At 39.0% G+C, this 18972-nt stretch carries 10 protein-coding genes; 2 read left to right on the top strand and 8 right to left on the bottom strand.

Translation table 11 applies throughout. The annotated features are described in order from the left end of the window. Positions 1 to 804 precede the first annotated feature (804 nt). From rpsA to GR160_RS13765, 6 genes are all read right to left on the bottom strand, one after another. A complete protein-coding gene (gene rpsA / locus GR160_RS13790; protein ID WP_160750451.1) occupies positions 805 to 2574 on the bottom strand; it encodes a 30S ribosomal protein S1 in 1770 nt (589 codons plus the stop codon). Between the two features lie 251 nt (positions 2575 to 2825). After that, entirely contained in the window at positions 2826 to 4202 is a 1377-nt protein-coding gene (locus GR160_RS13785) for a nucleoside permease (protein ID WP_160750450.1), read from the bottom strand. Between the two features lie 166 nt (positions 4203 to 4368). Then, entirely contained in the window at positions 4369 to 5388 is a 1020-nt protein-coding gene (gene porQ, locus GR160_RS13780; protein ID WP_160750449.1) for a type IX secretion system protein PorQ, read from the bottom strand. Between the two features lie 166 nt (positions 5389 to 5554). Continuing rightward, positions 5555 to 8008 carry an endopeptidase La gene (gene lon, locus GR160_RS13775; RefSeq protein ID WP_160750448.1) on the bottom strand — a complete coding sequence of 818 codons (2454 nt, stop codon included), beginning with the start codon at positions 8006 to 8008 and terminating at the stop codon, positions 5555 to 5557. A gap of 195 nt (positions 8009 to 8203) precedes the next feature. Further along, positions 8204 to 9496: a DUF6252 family protein gene (locus GR160_RS13770; protein WP_160750447.1), complete on the bottom strand. Its 1293-nt coding sequence runs from the start codon at positions 9494 to 9496 to the stop codon at positions 8204 to 8206. 57 nt (positions 9497 to 9553) lie between these two features. Beyond that, positions 9554 to 10843, bottom strand: coding sequence for an MFS transporter (locus GR160_RS13765; protein ID WP_160750446.1), 1290 nt, complete (start codon positions 10841 to 10843; stop codon positions 9554 to 9556). A 207-nt stretch (positions 10844 to 11050) separates the two neighbouring features. Between GR160_RS13765 and GR160_RS13760 the strand changes: the two genes are divergently transcribed. Continuing rightward, on the top strand, positions 11051 to 12157 hold the full coding sequence (locus tag GR160_RS13760; RefSeq protein ID WP_160750445.1) for an AI-2E family transporter: 1107 nt from the start codon (positions 11051 to 11053) through the stop codon (positions 12155 to 12157). 293 nt (positions 12158 to 12450) lie between these two features. Then, on the top strand, positions 12451 to 16869 hold the full coding sequence (locus GR160_RS13755; protein WP_160750444.1) for an S-layer family protein: 4419 nt from the start codon (positions 12451 to 12453) through the stop codon (positions 16867 to 16869). A gap of 152 nt (positions 16870 to 17021) precedes the next feature. Here GR160_RS13755 and tsaB read toward each other — a convergent pair whose 3' ends face one another. Then, positions 17022 to 17681: a tRNA (adenosine(37)-N6)-threonylcarbamoyltransferase complex dimerization subunit type 1 TsaB gene (gene tsaB, locus GR160_RS13750; protein ID WP_160750443.1), complete on the bottom strand. Its 660-nt coding sequence runs from the start codon at positions 17679 to 17681 to the stop codon at positions 17022 to 17024. A gap of 5 nt (positions 17682 to 17686) precedes the next feature. Further along, positions 17687 to 18967 carry an efflux RND transporter periplasmic adaptor subunit gene (locus GR160_RS13745; RefSeq protein WP_160750442.1) on the bottom strand — a complete coding sequence of 427 codons (1281 nt, stop codon included), beginning with the start codon at positions 18965 to 18967 and terminating at the stop codon, positions 17687 to 17689. Between the last annotated feature and the right edge of the window lie 5 nt (positions 18968 to 18972).

The following is an 18972-nucleotide window of genomic DNA, read 5'->3' as shown; positions in this document are numbered from 1 at the left end:
GTGCAAACTTTTTTTAAACTTTTTTTTCGATGCTTTCCTCTATAAATACAGCTCCGCCTTTACAGCAAAACTCTTATTATATAAAGGTTTTCTCTTCTTATTGCTTGTATCAGTCTGTCAGTGAACTTGTGCTTGATTGCGGGTGCAAAAGTACCACTCTTTTTTACTTTCGCAAGCTTTTATATAACCTTTTTTTAATCTTTTTTTTAAGTTTTTATTAACTCACTGTTTACCCATACTTTACAACAACACTTTTCCTGAAAGTTTTTTAGGACATTGCCGAATTAACAACACCAACTGTGATTTTTTAAAAGAAATACACCATAACCACCCTTTTTAAGGGCATGATTATAGATTTAGCAAAACAACAGATTTATATTATTAAAGAACTAAAAGAAAAAACATCATTAAGCAAAAAACTTACAATATACTATAGAGAAGAAGACAAAAAAGAATTAAATCTACTCAACTCTCTTGCGCAAAAAGCACCTCACAAAACCTTTTAGTTCTTGATTAAAACCAACCACCTATTTCAAAAAGCAACTTTACATATACATCCTTATCGATTGGAAAACAAAACACTTCTTCTGCACTTTAATTAAATCTTTAAGAGACGTACTTCATCCAACCATAATTTAGCACACCCATTAGAGACTGCTTATCCGAGATAATTCAATAATGAACAGAAAAAACTGATCTCCACCCCTATTGTTTTCTTAAACACATTTCAAGAATTATATCATAAAACAAAAAACCTCCGCATTACTGCGGAGGTTCATTATAAAAATTTATGAATATCAGAGATTATTTGTTTTCTCCTCTTTCCATTCTTTCTTTAAGTTCTGCTAATGCATCGATATCACCAAGAGTGGTTTTCTCTGCAGCGTTAGAAGAAGAAGCAACAGTTTCCTGAGAAGCTCTTACATTTTTCTCTTCTTCATCTTTAAAAGTAGCAGTGTGCGAAGCAACTACTCTTTTAAATTCTTTGTTGAACTCGATTACTTTAAAATCAGCAGTTTCGCCTTTTTTAAGTTTTTTACCGTCTTCTTTCTCAAGGTGTCTTGCAGGAATGAAAGCAACGATATCGTCACCAAACTCTACAGTAGCACCTTTGTCAACGATTTCAGATATTTCACCGTTGTGTACAGTACCTACAGCAAAAGAATCTTCATATTTATCCCAAGGGTTAGCCTGAGTTTGTTTGTGACCAAGAGACAGTTTACGACCTTCAACATCAAGTTCAAGAACTACAACATCAAGTTTATCACCAACATTTACAAACTCACTTGGGTGTTTGATTTTCTTAGTCCAAGAAAGATCTGAGATATAGATAAGTCCGTCGATACCCTCTTCAAGTTCTACGAATATACCAAAGTTTGTAAAGTTACGAACGATACCCGTGTGTTTAGAACCTACAGGATATTTAGACGTGATGTCTGTCCAAGGATCCTGAGAAAGTTGTTTGATACCAAGAGACATTTTACGATCATCCCTGTCAAGAGTAAGGATAACAGCTTCTACCTCATCACCAACTTTTACGAAATCCTGAGCTGAACGCAGGTGCGTAGACCATGACATTTCAGAAACGTGGATAAGACCTTCTACACCTTCTGCAACTTCGATAAATGCACCGTAGTCAGCAATAACAACTACTTTACCTTTAACTTTATCACCTACCTGTAGGTTTGCGTCAAGCGCATCCCATGGGTGAGCGTGAAGTTGTTTAAGACCAAGTTGGATACGTGTTTTCTCGTCATCAAAGTCAAGTATAACCACGTTAAGTTTCTGGTCAAGTTCAAGAACTTCACTTGGGTGGTTGATACGGCTCCAAGAAAGATCTGTAATGTGGATAAGACCATCAACACCACCAAGGTCGATGAATACACCGTATGAAGTAATGTTTTTAACAACACCTTCAAGAACCTGGCCTTTTTCAAGCTGACCGATGATCTCTTTTTTCTGAACCTCAATATCAGCCTCAATAAGAGCTTTGTGAGATACTACTACGTTTTTAAATTCGTGGTTGATCTTAACAACTTTGAATTCCATAGTTTTGTTTACATACTGATCGTAATCCCTGATAGGTTTTACGTCTATTTGAGAACCAGGAAGGAACGCTTCGATGCCAAATACATCTACGATCATACCACCTTTAGTTCTGCATTTAACGAAACCGTTAACGATCTCGCCAGTTTCATTAGCATTGATAACCCTATCCCAAGCTTTGATAGTACGTGCTTTTTTGTGAGAAAGCACTAACTGGCCTGATTTATCTTCACGAACGTCGATAAGTACTTCTACTTTATCACCAACTTTTAGGTTTGGATTGTAACGGAACTCGTTAAGAGAAATAACACCTTCCGATTTTGCGTTGATGTCTACAATTGCATCCCTGTCAGTGATTCTTACTACAGTACCTTCTACCACCTCGTCACTGTCAGTTGAAATGAACGTTTTTTCAACTAAGTTTTCGAACTCTCTCAGGTTTTGCTCATCTACTGCATCAATACCTTCTTCAAAGTTGTGCCAGTTAAATTCCTGTAAAAATTGTTCGTTTGTTTTTTGCTCAGACATATTCTGAATTTAAAATTTGTATCCTGAGTCCTATGGGTTTTTTATGCATCTAAAACAGCAGGAGCGTTTTACATAAAAATAGTTTTTATTTTCCTCTTCTAAACCCTATATGCAGAAAAGGTGCGCAAAGGTACGTTTATTATTTTAAATAACAAGCACTTTGCACACCTAATTTTATAATCCTGACTACTTTACGCTTTAATCAGGTAATTTGTTTATTCGATAAATCGGTAATTTGAAAATATCAGAATTTAATGTTTAACCTCTGCCACAGCATTGGGGGCATGTTTATGCTTAAATAATATAGCAAATGCAACCGCCACAACTAATGCATATCCTGCAAAAGCCAGCCATATATCGTGCCACTCACGTAGCATAATAGGATTACTCAACATTCCATTAGATGTTAGCCCTGCTCCTCTTTCTTTTATAAAATCAAGAAGATGGCTGTTATCAACATCAGTATCTAAATGAACAGCAAGTTCGTTTAGATTAGTAAATGTTTCGGTATAATAAGTAGCTATCACCCATCCGGCAATAGTACTGCCCGCCCATGCTCCAAATCCATTAGTCATCATCATAAAGATGCCCTGTGCTGATGAACGTATTTTAGGGCTCGTAGTAGTTTCTACAAACAAAGAACCCGAAACGTTAAAGAAATCGAATGCCATGCCATAAACAATACATGAAAGTATGATCATCCACAAACCGTTTACAGGATCGCCATAAGCAAAAAGCCCAAAGCGAAGCACCCACGCCAACATACTGATAAGCATTACCTGTTTAATACCAAAACGTTTTAAGAAATATGGGATAGCCAGTATAAAAAGCGTTTCTGATATTTGGGAAATAGACATTATTATGGTTGAATATTTTACCACAAATGATTCGGCATATTTAGGAAATATCCTGAACTCATCTAAAAACACATCGCCATAGGCATTGGTAAGTTGTAATGCTCCTCCTAAAAACATAGAGAATATAAAGAAAAGAGCTATTTTGTAGGTTCCGAAAAGTTTAAAAGCCTCTAACCCCAGCGTTTCTATTAAAGTAGCATTAGCCTTAGTGTTTTGTGGCGGACATTTTGGCAATGTAAACGCATACACTCCTAAAAGTATTGCAAAACCACCTGCTATATAAAACTGAAACTCCGATGCTTTACTGCCTGTAAGATTGGTCATCCACATGGCAGCAATAAAGCCAACGGTTCCCCAAACACGAATTGGTGGGAAATCCTTAACCACATCGCTTCCCGGATTATTCTTTAAAGCCGTATAAGCAATAGAATTGTGCAGGGCAATTGTAGGCATGTAAAAACACATAGCTACAAGCATTACATATATAAACGTCGACGGATCTTCTACTCTTGTAAGGGTAAATAAGGCACATGCATATAAAAAATGCAGCACTCCATAAAGTTTTTCTGCATTTACCCACCTGTCGGCAATAATACCGGTAAGTATAGGCATAAATATAGATGCTATGCCCATAGTTGCAAACACCTGTCCAAACTGGGTTCCTTCCCACTGTTTGGTGCCAAACCAATAATTAGCAACTGTTATAAGCCAGGCTCCCCAAACAAAAAACTGAAGGAAACTCATTAAAATAAGGCGATTTTTAATTCCCATAAAAAGGCAGGTAACTTGAATTAACATTTAATTAACGGTCGTAAAACTATTAATAAAAAATGGAATTCAAACAAATACAGCAGTTAAAGTTACAGGATTAAGTATAGGGAAAGTTTTACAGTTGTTTTTTTTGACTTTACAACTTTATGACTTTCGCACTTTAGACTTATTGCAGGTTTATCATCAAACCGAATAAACTGGTATTTGCAGCAAGCGTATAACGCGAGTAAGAATAATCGAAACGTATTTTATTAAAGCGCAACGACATTCCTAATGATATACCCGAGAAGTTTCTTTTTTCTACCACACGCAGCTCCTCACTCCTTCTAAAGTTATACCCAAGTCTTATATTGAAAGGTTTTCCAGGAAAAAGCTCAGCACCGGCAATTACGTGGCGCAGTGCATTATTAAAAAATGATACTTTTTCTTCTGTACTGCCGCCCTCAATATTTTGCTCAGCACGGTTAGGGTTCGAAAAGGCAATATTCCATTGCTGAAGATTTTCCAGAGTTAAATGCCAGCGAATAGGCACATTTTCCATTTTTTGCGAAATCCCGGCAATTATTTCAAACGGTAGCGGTTCAAACTCTCCGGCATAAGTAGTAAACTGCGACCCTATATTTCTCAGTGAAATACCATAGGTAATTTCGTTATATTCGTCTATATACAAAGCTCCAAGATCCAAAGCCCCTCCAAAAGAGTTATAACTTTCCAGTGTAGAAGAAATTAGTTTAGCATTGAAACCAATATAAAAATCAGAATAGGGAATATTGTATGAAGTACCTCCCGATAAAGCTATTTCGCTTCCTGTAAAATCTCCGGTAAGTAAACCGGCCTCGTCCCTACCCTCAAAAGTGCCGTAGTTTACATAGTTAACCCCTAACTGAATTGTGGGAGTATAACGATCGTATTTATAAGCATAGGCAGCTGTACCATAAGTAACCTCACCATAATAGCTGCCATAATTTACAGATAGTTGCTTATCCATTTCGTCATTAATGGTAGCAGGGTTAAAAAAGCCCTGATTTACATCATAATCATAAAGGGTAACTATTTTACCTCCAAGTGCGGCCTGGCGGGGCGATGTAACAAGATTTAAAAACTGATAAGTATATTTACCGCCTATCTGACCATATGACACAGCTGTTACAAAGAATAATAGGACAGGGTAAATTTTTTTAAACATGTTACTTTTTGGACGTTTTGCATTACTATTAACGCGAATGCGAAGATATTATTTTTTAAATAAATTTAACAGGTAAAAAAATAGCCGTAACCATTAGGTTAAAAATAGACCTAAAACAAAAAAGGCGGTCAAAAAACTGACCGCCCGAAATATGATCGAATGTGTTTTACACAAGAGTTTTGGCGTTTTTAGCCGTTTCATCTGTAAGCGCAAATTTAAGCACATCACTCATTTCGCGTACGTAATGAAAAGTCACGCCTTCAAGATACTCCTGCTTGATTTCATCTACATCGCGTTTGTTCTCTACACACAGTATTATCTCTTTTATATTAGCCCTTTTAGCAGCTAATATCTTTTCTTTAATACCGCCCACAGGCAACACACGCCCACGAAGGGTAATTTCGCCCGTCATGGCAAGATGTTTCTTTATCTTTTTTTGCGTAAAGGTAGACACCAACGATGTTAGCATAGCCACGCCTGCACTTGGCCCGTCTTTAGGGGTTGCCCCCTCAGGCACGTGTATATGCACATTGTAGTTTGAAATTACCTCCTGTGCAATACCCAACTGCTCGGCATTAGATTTTATATACTCTAAAGCTATAGTAGCCGACTCTTTCATTACCGTTCCAAGATTACCTGTCATGGTTAAATGACCTTTACCTTTGCTCAATATACTTTCTATGAACAATATATCGCCACCAACACTTGTCCAGGCAAGCCCCGTTACAACTCCGGCTACATCATTATTTTCATACTTATCGCGCTCCATTTTAGGCGCTCCCAGTATATTTATAATATCCTCATCAGTCAGCTTACTATTATATTCCTCCTCCATAGCTATAGATTTGGCAATATTTCTAATTACTTTAGCAATTTGTTTTTCAAGACCACGAACACCGCTCTCGCGTGTGTAACCCACAACTATTTTTTCTAATTGTTTTTTTCCAATGGTAACATCTTTGGCAGTAAGACCATGTTCTTTTATTTGCTTAGGTAATAAATGCTTTTTAGCTATCTCTATTTTTTCTTCAATAGTATAACCCGTCATGTTTATGATCTCCATCCTGTCGCGAAGTGCAGGCTGAATAGTACTCATATTATTAGACGTTGCTATAAACATTACCTTAGAAAGATCAAAACCAAGTTCAAGGAAATTATCATAGAATTCCTTGTTCTGCTCCGGGTCTAATACTTCCAGTAAGGCAGATGAAGGATCGCCATGATTGCTCACACTAAGTTTATCTATCTCATCAAGCACAAAAACAGGATTTGCCGTACCCGCCTTTTTAAGGCTTTGGATGATCCTGCCCGGCATAGCACCAATATAGGTTTTTCTGTGCCCCCTTATCTCAGCCTCATCACGAAGGCCACCTAAAGATATACGAATGTATTCGCGTCCTAAAGCTTCTGCTACTGATTTACCAATAGATGTTTTACCTACACCCGGAGGCCCGTAAAGACACAATATTGGCGATTTCATATCATTACGCAACTTTAATACGGCAAGATGCTCTATAATACGCTTCTTAACATCTTCAAGCCCGTAATGATCGCGGTTAAGTATCTTATCGGCACGTTTAAGGTCGAAATTATCTTTGCTAAACTCATTCCATGGGAGGTCTATCAATAGCTCAAGATAATTGCGCTGGGTTCCGTAATCCGGAGCCTGAGGGTTCATACGCTGCAACTTGGAAAGCTCCTTTTCGAACTGTTGCTTTGTTTTATCGTCCCATTTTTTGGAACGTGCTTTTGCACGTATATCTTCTATCTCCTGATCGTGAGATACACCACCCAGCTCTTCCTGAATGGTTTTCATTTGCTGGTGCAGAAAATACTCACGCTGCTGCTGGTCAAGATCAAAACGAACTTTGCTTTGAATATCATTTTTAAGCTCCAGTTTTTGCAGCTCAAGGTTCATAAACCTCAACGTTTCGAGTGCACGCTCCTTAAGGTCGCTCACAGCAAGAAGGTCCTGCTTTTCTTTGACCAAAAGGTTCATATTACTGCTTACAAAATTTATCAGGAACGAATCGCTCTCAATATTCTTGATAGCAAATGTAGCTTCGGTAGGAATATTAGGGCTCTCCTTTATGATCTGTATAGCAAGATCCTTAATACTTTCAATGATAGTACTAAACTCAGCATCTTTTTGTTCCGGTCGCGTTTCTTCAAACTCCTTTATGATAGCCTTCAGGTAAGGCTCCTCATCGGTAACTGTATCGATCTCGAAACGTTTTTTTCCCTGTAAGATAATAGTGGTATTTCCATCAGGCATTTTAAGCACTCTTAAAATGCGTGCCACTGTACCCACCATGTTAATATCGGCAGGTGTAGGATCTTCAATACTCTCATCTTTTTGAGCAACCACACCAATTACCTTACCGGCAGCATTGGCATCGTTTATAAGCTTTATAGATTTGTCCCTACCTGCTGTAATTGGTATTACCACCCCTGGAAAAAGCACCATATTTCGCAACGGCAAAATAGGAAGGCTTTCCGGAAGAAGTTCATTATTCATTTCCTCCTCGTCTTCGGGGGTCATTAACGGAATCAATTCGGCATCCGTATCCAGCTCCTGCAGTGACAAACTGTCAATATTTAAAATTCTTTGCTTAGACATATCCTTATTAAAGTCATTTTGTCATTAAAAACTTAGTTATGTACAGAGGGCTTTAAAAAGAATAAGCCATGTAAATGCTGTAAATCAATACTTATCAATCAACAAAGCAGTTTGCAGCACCAGTATATGACAATGATTGTGCCATAAAAAAATCCGCCCAAAGTGGGCGGATCAATATTCTATAAGATCAATGTATTAGAAGTCGTACTCAACATCAAAAGATCCGGCAGTTACAGTATGTATAACTGCGCCCGCTTCATTCTTAACATCAAAGCTAAATGTACCTTTTATTCTTGTACCTGTATTTTCTGTTATAACAAGGCTTCCACCGTTAATGTTATAAGTAACACCTGCAGCTGTAGTATAAGAAGCTCTCGTATTTGCATTGATAGAGTTAACAAAAACATACGTGCCGGGAACAGTGGTTTCTTTTACATAAATACCAATCGTTTCGTTAGTATGCGTTCCACGAATAAATACAATATCTTCCTGAGCATTCACAACAATAATATCAGCAGGGGCATAAGTATTGGCTGTGCCATCTACAGTTGCTCCAAAAAGATCAGGGTCAGACTGTTCGATATCATAAGGTATGTTTTCAAAAACACCGTTTGTAAATGTAATGTTTGGCAATCCGGCAGCAGTATCAGTATAAATACCAACAAAATTAAATGTTCCGGATACGGTATGGTTTACCTCATCAACTGCAGTAATAACTACTGTACCTGTATTATCTGCATTAACATAGCTGTTATCTGCGTCATCATCTGTAACATAGCTCATAACAGCATTAGTATATGTACCAACATCGTTACCGCCCTCTAAATATATTGCAACAGTCTCACCATTAGTACCTCTTATACCGCCTACAGCCAATGTACCTGCTCCCATAGAAGCACCAGCTTCTGAAGCAACAAACGTTTGACCGTCAAACTGTACTGAGAATAAAGATGTACCGGGACCAGGGTTAACCGGTGGTGCTGTATAAGCTATATTTGTAAACGAACCGTTTGTAAATGCTATAGACGGAAGATTTTCGGCAGGAAGCGAATAATATCCTGTAAAGCTAAATATACCTGTAATTGTGCGGCGTGCAGTATCTATGCTGTAAATAGTTACCGAACCTGTTGGCACATTAGCAGGGTTTATATTAGAATAATAGTTAGGGTTAACACCAGGATCGTAAGTAATGTTAGTTACTGTATAAGTACCTGTTGTTGTGGCAGGAACTGTTATTGTAAAATTTTCTCCAAAATTACCTGCATAACCTTTAATAACTATTTCACCATCACCAAGATAAGCAACAGTGCTGTCGGCAACAAATGTACGCTCCCCAAAATCTACCTGAAAATTGGCAGGTGTCTGTACCGGTTCATCATCAGAATCATCAACTAAAAGTAATGGGTCTACAGGCTCTGTTTGACATGAGACAACGCCCATTAGTGTAAACAACACCATGAAAATCGACAGTATTCTCATTCTTTTCATAACATTAATTTATTGAATTTTTTAAAGTTCCAAATATAAAGCAATAAAATTAAAAACCTAATGTTTTTTTAATACTCGCGTCAATAAAAATATGCCTGCCAAAAAAAACACTGTAAGGAAAATTACCGAATAGCGCATACTGCCAAAAGCCTGGTCTATAGCCCCATATAGCAGCATCCCTATTACAATACCTATTTTCTCTGTAACGTCATAAAAACTGAAATAAGATGCAGTGTCATCTGTTTGAGGTAAAAACTTAGAATAGGTACTTCTTGACAACGATTGTATGCCTCCCATTACCAACCCCACAAAACCTGCCGTTATGTAAAAATGCAGCGGAAGGGTAACAAAATAGGCACATATACATATTACGGCCCATATACTGTTTATTGCTATAAGTGTCTTTATATTTCCATATTTAGCCGACATCCGTGAAGTAATTATTGCTCCTGCCACAGCCACAAGCTGTATTAAAAGTATGCTCACTATAAGTCCCATGGTTTTAGCTCCATTGCCACCCCATTCAACTTCCTCGGCACCAAAATAAGTAGCCACAAGCATAACGGTCTGTACCGCCATACTATAAACAAAAAAAGCTCCTAAATAGCGCTTAAGCGTAATATCTGCGCTAAGCTGTTTCCATACCTTACGAAGTTCTTTGAACCCGTTAAACACCACATCACCGGTAACCTTATTTTTTTTATTGCCTTTTGGCAGATAATAATAGGTGTACTGACTAAAAACTATCCACCACACCCCTACCGATACAAAAGAGTAACGCATCATCTGTTCTTTTTCGCTGTCTTCTACAAGCATAACCATGGCAAGGTTTATAATAAGGAGTATAACGCTGCCAATATATCCCATAGAATAGCCCCGGGCACTCACGGCATCCTGCTGTTCAGGATAGGCAATATCCGGCAGGTAGGAATTGTAAAAAACAAGGCTTCCCCAAAAACCAATAAGTCCAAAAAAATAAAAAACAAGGCTGACATAAATATTCTCGAGACTAAACCAATAAAGACCAATACATGACAATGCACCTATATAACAAAACAGTTTAAGGAAACTTTTTTTGTTACCGGCATAATCAGCAATACCCGAAAGCAACGGAGATATAAAAGCCACTACCAAAAAGGCAAATGCTGTTACAAAACTTATAAGTGCTGTGCTTTTAACCGATGTGCCAAATACCTCAATGTGCTTTACGCCCCTGAGTTCGAATATCAGGTCATAAAAAATAGGGAATATTGCCGAAGCTATCACAAGGCTGTACACTGAGTTTGCCCAGTCGTAAAATGCCCATGCATTGAGCAGCTTTTTGCTGCCTTTTTCTAATTGTGCCATAAAGTGTGGTTTGTACCTCAAAACTAATCTATTTTTTTAAATATAAAACAGCCGTTGGGTTATGGCTCTATGAAATTTACAAAGAGTATTCCAGCCATGAAACTTCACTACTTCTATATTGAGCAAATCATAATTACTGCTTAAATTATAGCAGAGATTACAAAAAACAAGTAGCTTTGGTAACGTAAGAAAAAATCCTGCTAAACCATGGTAAAAACCACTCCCCCATTTTATACAAAACTGGCAAATATAAGTATCAGTATACTCGCCATAGGCTATATAGCAATAATAGGCAAAACTATACTCGCACCGCTTATTATTGCTTTACTGTTTGCCATGCTGCTCATTCCGGCAGCCAGCTTTTTGGAGCGCAGGTTAAAATTTCCAAGGGCATTATCGTCGTTTGCAGTACTTATAATTTTAGTAGGGCTCATTAGTGGGGTAATGATTTTGCTGGGCAGCCAGCTTTCGGAATTCTCTCAGGATATACCCGCCTTTGAGAATCAACTTATGGATTCGCTCGAAGCATTACAAAACTGGATAGCACAATCATTTCATATTGACAATAACAAACAGGCTGAGTATATAAACAACACCACATCTGAAGCATTAGGTAAAGGCACAGCACTTGTTGGTGCAACCCTTATGTCGTTATCGTCTTCGTTACTATTTATGGTCTTCATTTTTTTGTACACCTTTTTCCTGCTCATGCACCGAGGCCTGCTGCTTCGATTCGTGTTAGCCTTGTTTCATGACAGCCATAGCCCTGTGGTGCGCGAGGTAGTAAGCAAAATTCAATATATTATAAGGAAGTATATAATGGGACTACTGTTGCAAATGGCAATTGTTGCTACATTAAGCTGTACAGTTTTTACTGTATTGGGCATTAAATATGCTTTTTTATTAGGCACACTAACGGGCATATTGAACGTAATACCTTATGTAGGTATTTTTATTTCACTCTTGCTGTCGGTACTGGTAACCTTCGCCACAGCCACAACTACCGATGTACTTTTTGTAATCATTGCCCTGACGGTTATACACCTGATAGACGGCAACTACATTATGCCAAAAATTGTAGGTTCTAAAGTAAAGCTCAACACACTAACATCGGTATTAGGACTGGTCTTGGGCGAAATGCTTTGGGGCATTACAGGCATGTTCCTGGCTATACCTGTAATTGCCATTGCAAAAGTAATTTTTGACCGTGTAGAAGGGCTCAAACCATGGGGCATGGTATTAGGAGAAGATGAAACCCCAACAAGCATTGAAACCATACCTTCGGATGAAGAATTGCCGCCACTGAAAGACTAGATACGAATTAGTATAACAAAACAATCCCGTAAATTTTGTCCGATAATTTGGTGCAAAGTTTACGGGATTTTCTTTTTCCCTTCAAAAACAGCTACACATAACCGTTCGACCAACAGTATTTTAGCAACAATTACAACCCAATAAAAACCAATCATCTACACATAAATACCACCCACCGAAAACTTGCCCCAAAGGCAAACTCATAACTGTTACTTTGTTTAAAATTAAAGGATTAAAATTCTTTACAGCATCCAAATACTAAAAACAATTATTATTTACAAAGTAGTTTAGTTATGAGAAACCAATACAAAATAGGGGAATACATACTAATGTTAATGTTGTTTGTTGCAGGAAATATGTTTGCACAAGCTCCCACTTTATCATCTTTTACACCAGTAAGGGTAACACAAAAAACAGTGGTTACTATTACAGGCACTAATTTTACAGGTGCCACTGCCGTAAAATTTGGAGGCACAAATGCTTCATCTTTTACAGTGGTAAACAGCAGTACTATTACTGCAATGGTAGCATCGGGTACAACAGGAGTAGTATCGGTAACTACGCCATCGGGTACGGTTAACTCTACTGCAAATATAACCTACATAGCACCTACGGCTACCCCGGCCACGGCAGCTATTAACCGTATTATTACCGACTGGAATGGCTATTGGTCTTCTACATCGGCAACAGTAGCACCAAACCAGCCTAATACCCGCCATAACCTTACGGCTTTTAGATATGGTACAACAATATACTCTACAGGTGTAGACAATGCAAGACTTAATACCAGCATAGGAGCAGCAAACTATACCGCTGCCGACTTTAGGGCGCTTCCTATTAACACCATTACTGGTGTTACCGGAAATGCGAGTTATCTTGCAATGGGAAGCCTTATAGACGGGAGCATATCTACAGCTACTCATACCGCTCCGGGTATAGCAGGATTAAAAGTAAGAGATGTACTTATAGACGGTGCTAAAGGCTTAGATCTTGGCACAGGTGTTACTAATCTTAGTTCAACAGCAGTTTTATACTTTGATGTAAATAATATTGTGACTTCTAAAATTTCAGATACTGAACCGGATATTCTTATCACTCAGATTGCTTCGCCAAGCAGCGTTGAAGATATTTACTGTTTTGTTGATGCCGATGGTAATATTATTGGTAACCCTATGTCGGCCAGCCTTAGCTCTGTTGGCATTGTAGGCACATACAGGCTCGACCTTTTTACTTTGCAGACCGGACAGCCTTACAGCACGGTAACTCCATCGGGAAGCGGGGAGAACAACAATACCAGAGACATAAGGATGATTGCTTTTAAACTTTCAGACTTTGGAATTACAAGTACAAACGCAGCCAGCGTAGCAAAATTTAAATACATGCCCGGCGGCGACAGCGATACTGCTTTTACTGCATACAATGCCGGAGCATTTGTTATACCTGCTCCGGTAATTACGACACAGCCTGTATCTCAGGTAGTATGCCCCGGTGCGGGCAGTGCAACCTTTAGTGTTACTGCTACAGGAGCTCCCCTTACCTACCAATGGAGAAAAGACGGAATTGATATTACAGGAGCAACCGGTTCTACTTATACAATTCCTAATGTACAGGCATCTAACGTTGCAACCTACAGTGTAGTGGTAAGTAACGAGTCGGGATCTGTTATTAGTAACTCTGTTTATCTAAATACTATAATTGCAGTGCAGCCGGTATCTGCCGCTACATGCCAGGGTACAGCAACAAGCATTAATGTAGTGGCTAATGGGGCTAGTTTAACTTACCAATGGTACAGGAATACTATAAACTCTAACAGTGGAGGCGCTCCTATAGCAAACGCAACTTCATCTACTTATTCACCTGTGGTTACAGCAGCATCTACAGTATATTACTACTGTGTAATATTAAATTTAGGCTCGGGCTGTGCAGGAGCAACAACAAATGCCGTGGCCGTAACCGTATCGGCACCAAGTGCAGCAGGTTCAACATCTGCAAATCAGTCAATATGCAACAATAGTAGTACAACAGTAAGTATAACAGGATCAACAGGCAGCATACAATGGCAGGAATCTACAGATAACAGCAACTGGACAAATACTACAGGTGGCAGCGGTGCAACAACAGCTACTTATACTACACCAACACTTACAGCTACTACTTACTACAGGGCTATTGTAACCAGTGGCACTTGCGGAAGCGCAATATCATCAACCATTACAGTTACTGTTTCACCGGTATCTGTATCAGGAACAATATCTGCTGACCAATCTGTGTGTAACGGATCGATAACAATTGTAAGTATTAGTAATTATACAGGTTCTATACAATGGCAAAGGTCTTTAAACAATACTACATGGGCAAACGTTACAGGTGGTAGTGGATCAACCTCTGCTACTTATACCACTCCTGCGCTTACTGCTACAACATACTACAGGGCTATTGTAACCAGCGGAACATGCAGCAGTGCTACAAGCAATACAGTTACCGTAACCGTTAACCCTACGGTTAATGCAGGAACAACATCTGATAATCAAACCATATGCAGTGGCAGCATTACTACTGTAAGTATAACAGGAGCTACAGGAAACATACAATGGCAGCAATCTGCTAACAACAACACATGGTCAAACGTAAGCGGAGGCAGTGGTTCTAATACAGCAACTTATACTACTCCGGCTCTTAACGCACCTGTCTATTACAGAGCACTGGTAACAACCAGTAGCTGTGGTACAGCTACATCTTCTGCCATTGCAATAAGTGTTTCGCCTGCATCAGTGGCAGGTAATGCATCAGGCAGTACAACTATATGCCTTGGTGCTACAGCAAGTGTTAGTGTTAGCGGCACGGTTGGTAATATACAATGGCAGCAATCTGTAAACAATACTGTATGGAATAACATTGATGGTGCAACCGCAGCAACTTACAACACACCAGCGCTTACAGCTACAACATACTACAGGGTTACTGCAACAAGCGGAGTATGCAGTAGTGCTGTAAGCAATATTGTAACAGTAACTGTAAACGAAACCAACAGTTGGACAGGAGCTATAAATACCGACTGGAATACTCCTGGCAACTGGGCCTGTACTATGCTGCCAACGCTCAATACTATTGTAGTTATACCTGCAGCTCCGGCAAACCAGCCACAGGTACATGGCATAAGCGGACTTGCAAAAACCCTTACCGTAGATGCAGGAGCACGTGTTACCATACTTACAGGAGGAACACTAAGAGTGGCTAATCAGGTAACAGTAGCATCTACAGGAAATGTAACCGTGCAAAACAACGGTGCTCTTGTTCAGGATAATGATGTGATAAACGATGGTGCTGTTACGGTTATAAAAAACAGTAACCCTTTATACAGGCTTGATTACACTATGTGGTCTTCTCCTGTACAGGATCAAAACCTGCTTGCCTTTTCACCACAAACATCGGTAGGGCGCTTTTATGAGTACAAATACGGATTCGACACTACACTTAATGCCAGCGTAGAGCAATACTTTATAGTTCCACCGGCAACAACAACTTTTGAGGCTGCAAAAGGCTATCTTATACGTATGCCAAATAGCGATAATACCCCAGGATATAATGGCGGTACCTCTTCAATGACTTATATTGGCACATTTACAGGAAGACCTAACAATGGTACGATAATCAAAACTGCATCTGTAGAAGGCAATAGATATACCGCAGTAGGTAACCCTTACCCATCACCAATAAGCATCGAAGACTTTTTTAACCAAAACGAGGGTGTGTTAGATGAAGATTCTGCCTTATATTTTTGGAGAAAAAGGAATAATTATCTTGTGTCATCTTACGCTACAGTAACCAAAGCCTGCTATACATCAAACAGTGCATTGGGTGGTGGTGGCGAACAGGCCGATTATTTTACAGGTACTGAAACAAACTGGCTGATAGCACAAGGACAGGGATTTATTGTAAAGACCGCTCAAAACCCAACAAATGCCAATATTACATTTACCAACAGCATGAGGAGGGCTGCCCCAACAAGCGGTACTCAATCTTTCTTTAGAACGGCACAATCTACAGCATCTCGCATATGGATTAACCTTACCGGTGCCGAAAGCAGCTTTAGCCAAACAGCTATTGCCTATATGGATAATGCAACACTGGGTATAGATTATGGTTATGATGGCAAACAACTTGGTGATGGTAACAACATATCGTTTTACACCCTGGCAGGAGAAACCAACCTGTCTATACAGGCAAGGCCGGCTTTTACGATAAGTGATGTCGCACCTATGGGTTTTAAAGCTACAGCTACCGGACAATATACTATTACAATTGACCATACAGACGGTTTGTTTGCCCAGGGTCAGGAAGTTTATTTAAAAGATAACCTTACCGGAACCACAACAAGCCTTGAGCAGGCGTATACTTTTACAAGTGAGGCAGGTACATTTAACACAAGGTTTGAGCTTATGTATACTGATGCACAACTTGGTACAGATGCACCGCAGCTTAACAATAATAGTGTGATTGTTTATAAAGAAGGAAATACTATCAATATAAACACAGGAACTGCTGAAATGACTAATGTAACTATCTATGATGTTCGTGGCAGGAAACTTTACAGCAACAACGAAGCTAATACTACCAGAACCGCCGTATCAAATCTTCAGGCAGCACAGGAAGTACTTGTGGTAGAAATAAATACTGTAAAAGGTAAAGTAAGCAAAAAGATAGTGTACTAATTAAAATCAGGTATATTCATCCCCATTGTTTTAAAAAGCAATGGGGATTTTTTGCATTTTACACCAACACAAAAGATATTTAAATATTTCAGAGTAGGGAAATAAAAAGAAATCAAATCACTTTCGAAGTGATGCCTCATTAAAAGATAAAGTTATTTCCCTACAATAAAATCTTTGAGGTAATACGGTTCAAAGTAGGCAACATCTTCAAAGACATCTTGTGTAAATTTATTGTAAGACAGCAAGCCCATTTGAGCAGCCGAAGGATATATTACATCATCATGATACACAAATTTTCCCGCAGGCAGGACTTCATTATATTTTGCGGCACCATCGCCCACTAAGTGTATGGCACCACTAATATCGTCATAAAAACCTTCTGTAATAATTTCGGCTTTGGTCTCACGTACCTTGTTATATCCGGCATCAAAAACAGCAGTATAGGCTTCCATACGACGGGCATCTATCATTGGTATAATAGCGCCATTTTCAACACTTATTTTTCTGGCTAAAAGTTCCAGTGTGTCTACAGCTATTAAAGGTAAATTTAGGGCATAACAAAATCCCTTCGCCGCAGAAACCCCTATGCGCAATCCTGTATAAGACCCCGGCCCCATACTTATTGCTACTGCATTGAGATCTGAAAATTGTATATTACTTTGCTGTAACACCTCTTCAATAAAAACATGTAGTTTTTCGGCATGGGCATAGCCTTCTCCTGCAAATTCTTTGAGGGCAATTGTAACCCCATCTTTAGCAACCGCCACAGAGCAGTTTTTTGTAGCCGTTTCTATATTTAAAATAAATGCCATCCTGCTTATTTTCCTCCTTTAGGTTTTAGAACCACTTTATCGTTGGGGTTAAGTTCTTTGCTAACCAGTGTAAAAGGTCCGGTTATAACTTCATCACCTTTTTTAAGGCCAGATATTATTTCTATATTAGTATCATCCTGAATACCTGTAGTAATAGTTTTTAATAGTGCCTTATCACCCGAACGCACAAAAACACATTCATACCTTTTTTCGTGAGCATTATTTTCCTCTTTATTATTGTTTGGAACAGGTGCCTTAACATCGTCCTGTTTAACTGCGGTAGTATCTGCCTTTACAACAACAGCACTAATGGGCACTGCTAATACATTTACTTTTTTCTCGGTAATAATATCTACAGTAGCAGTCATACCCGGCCTGAAAGGCGAATAGTTTGCAGGCTTACCTTTAAGCATATCTTCATACGATTCTTTAAGAATACGCACTTTTACTTTAAAATTCGTAACCTGATCGGCAGTAAGATCGTCACTGGCAGAGTTAGAAATGCTTGTAACAGTTCCTTTAAATTTTCGTTTCAAATAAGCATCAACTTCAATATCGGCATCATCGCCAATCTCAACTTTTACAATATCATTCTCATTAACCTCTACCTCTACCTCCATATTATTGAGGTTGGCTACACGCATAATTTCTGTACCTATATTTTGTTGTGTACCTAAAACACGCTCGCCAAGTTCTGTGCTCAATAAGGATATGGTACCATCTACCGGAGAATATATAGTAGTCCTGTTAAGGTTATCGCGTGCCTCCGTTACACTCGCCCCTGCACTCTGCACATTAAAATAGGCTGATTGTTTGGATGCCTGCGCCACCTCGTAGGCCGAGACAATTTTATCCCACTCTGATTTGGAAATAACACCTCTTTCAAAAAGCCTTTTATTCCTTTCATGGTTTGCCTTGGCTTCTTTTAACTGAGCGTCGGCCTGGCTCAGACCTGCCTTGGCAGTAGACATTGCTGCAGAGGTCCTGCTTACACCCGACTCATAAAGATCGGGATTTACACGCACCAAAAGCTGTCCTTTTTTTATTGCCTGTCCTTCTTTAACCGGAAGCTCTATAATTTCTCCTGAAACTTCCGAAGATATTTTTACTTCTACTTCGGGCTGTATCTTTCCGGTAGCCGACACGGTTTCTACTAAAGTTATCTCTTTAACACTGCTGGTCTCTACTTCTTTACCCTTGTCTTTGTCCTTATCTTTAAACACAAAGAAAAGCACAATACCCAAGGTTATTATGGCCAGTAAAATATAAATTGTTTTTTTAGACATAGTGG

Origin of the sequence: Flavobacterium sp. Sd200 (genome assembly GCF_009826935.1) — a bacterium.
Classification (GTDB): Bacteria; Bacteroidota; Bacteroidia; order Flavobacteriales; family Flavobacteriaceae; genus Flavobacterium.
The sequence above is the reverse complement of the archived record's forward strand: the minus strand, read 5'-3'. Positions and strand labels throughout refer to the sequence as shown.

What these genes read in the sequence shown, in the direction of transcription:
- rpsA (WP_160750451.1), bottom strand. Translation starts at nt 2,574, where the DNA reads ATGTCTGAGCAAAAAACAAACGAACAATTTTTACAGGAATTTAACTGG.
- GR160_RS13785 (WP_160750450.1), bottom strand. Translation starts at nt 4,202, where the DNA reads ATGGGAATTAAAAATCGCCTTATTTTAATGAGTTTCCTTCAGTTTTTT.
- porQ (WP_160750449.1), bottom strand. Translation starts at nt 5,388, where the DNA reads ATGTTTAAAAAAATTTACCCTGTCCTATTATTCTTTGTAACAGCTGTG.
- lon (WP_160750448.1), bottom strand. Translation starts at nt 8,008, where the DNA reads ATGTCTAAGCAAAGAATTTTAAATATTGACAGTTTGTCACTGCAGGAG.
- GR160_RS13770 (WP_160750447.1), bottom strand. Translation starts at nt 9,496, where the DNA reads ATGAAAAGAATGAGAATACTGTCGATTTTCATGGTGTTGTTTACACTA.
- GR160_RS13765 (WP_160750446.1), bottom strand. Translation starts at nt 10,843, where the DNA reads ATGGCACAATTAGAAAAAGGCAGCAAAAAGCTGCTCAATGCATGGGCA.
- GR160_RS13760 (WP_160750445.1), top strand. Translation starts at nt 11,051, where the DNA reads ATGGTAAAAACCACTCCCCCATTTTATACAAAACTGGCAAATATAAGT.
- GR160_RS13755 (WP_160750444.1), top strand. Translation starts at nt 12,451, where the DNA reads ATGAGAAACCAATACAAAATAGGGGAATACATACTAATGTTAATGTTG.
- tsaB (WP_160750443.1), bottom strand. Translation starts at nt 17,681, where the DNA reads ATGGCATTTATTTTAAATATAGAAACGGCTACAAAAAACTGCTCTGTG.
- GR160_RS13745 (WP_160750442.1), bottom strand. Translation starts at nt 18,967, where the DNA reads ATGTCTAAAAAAACAATTTATATTTTACTGGCCATAATAACCTTGGGT.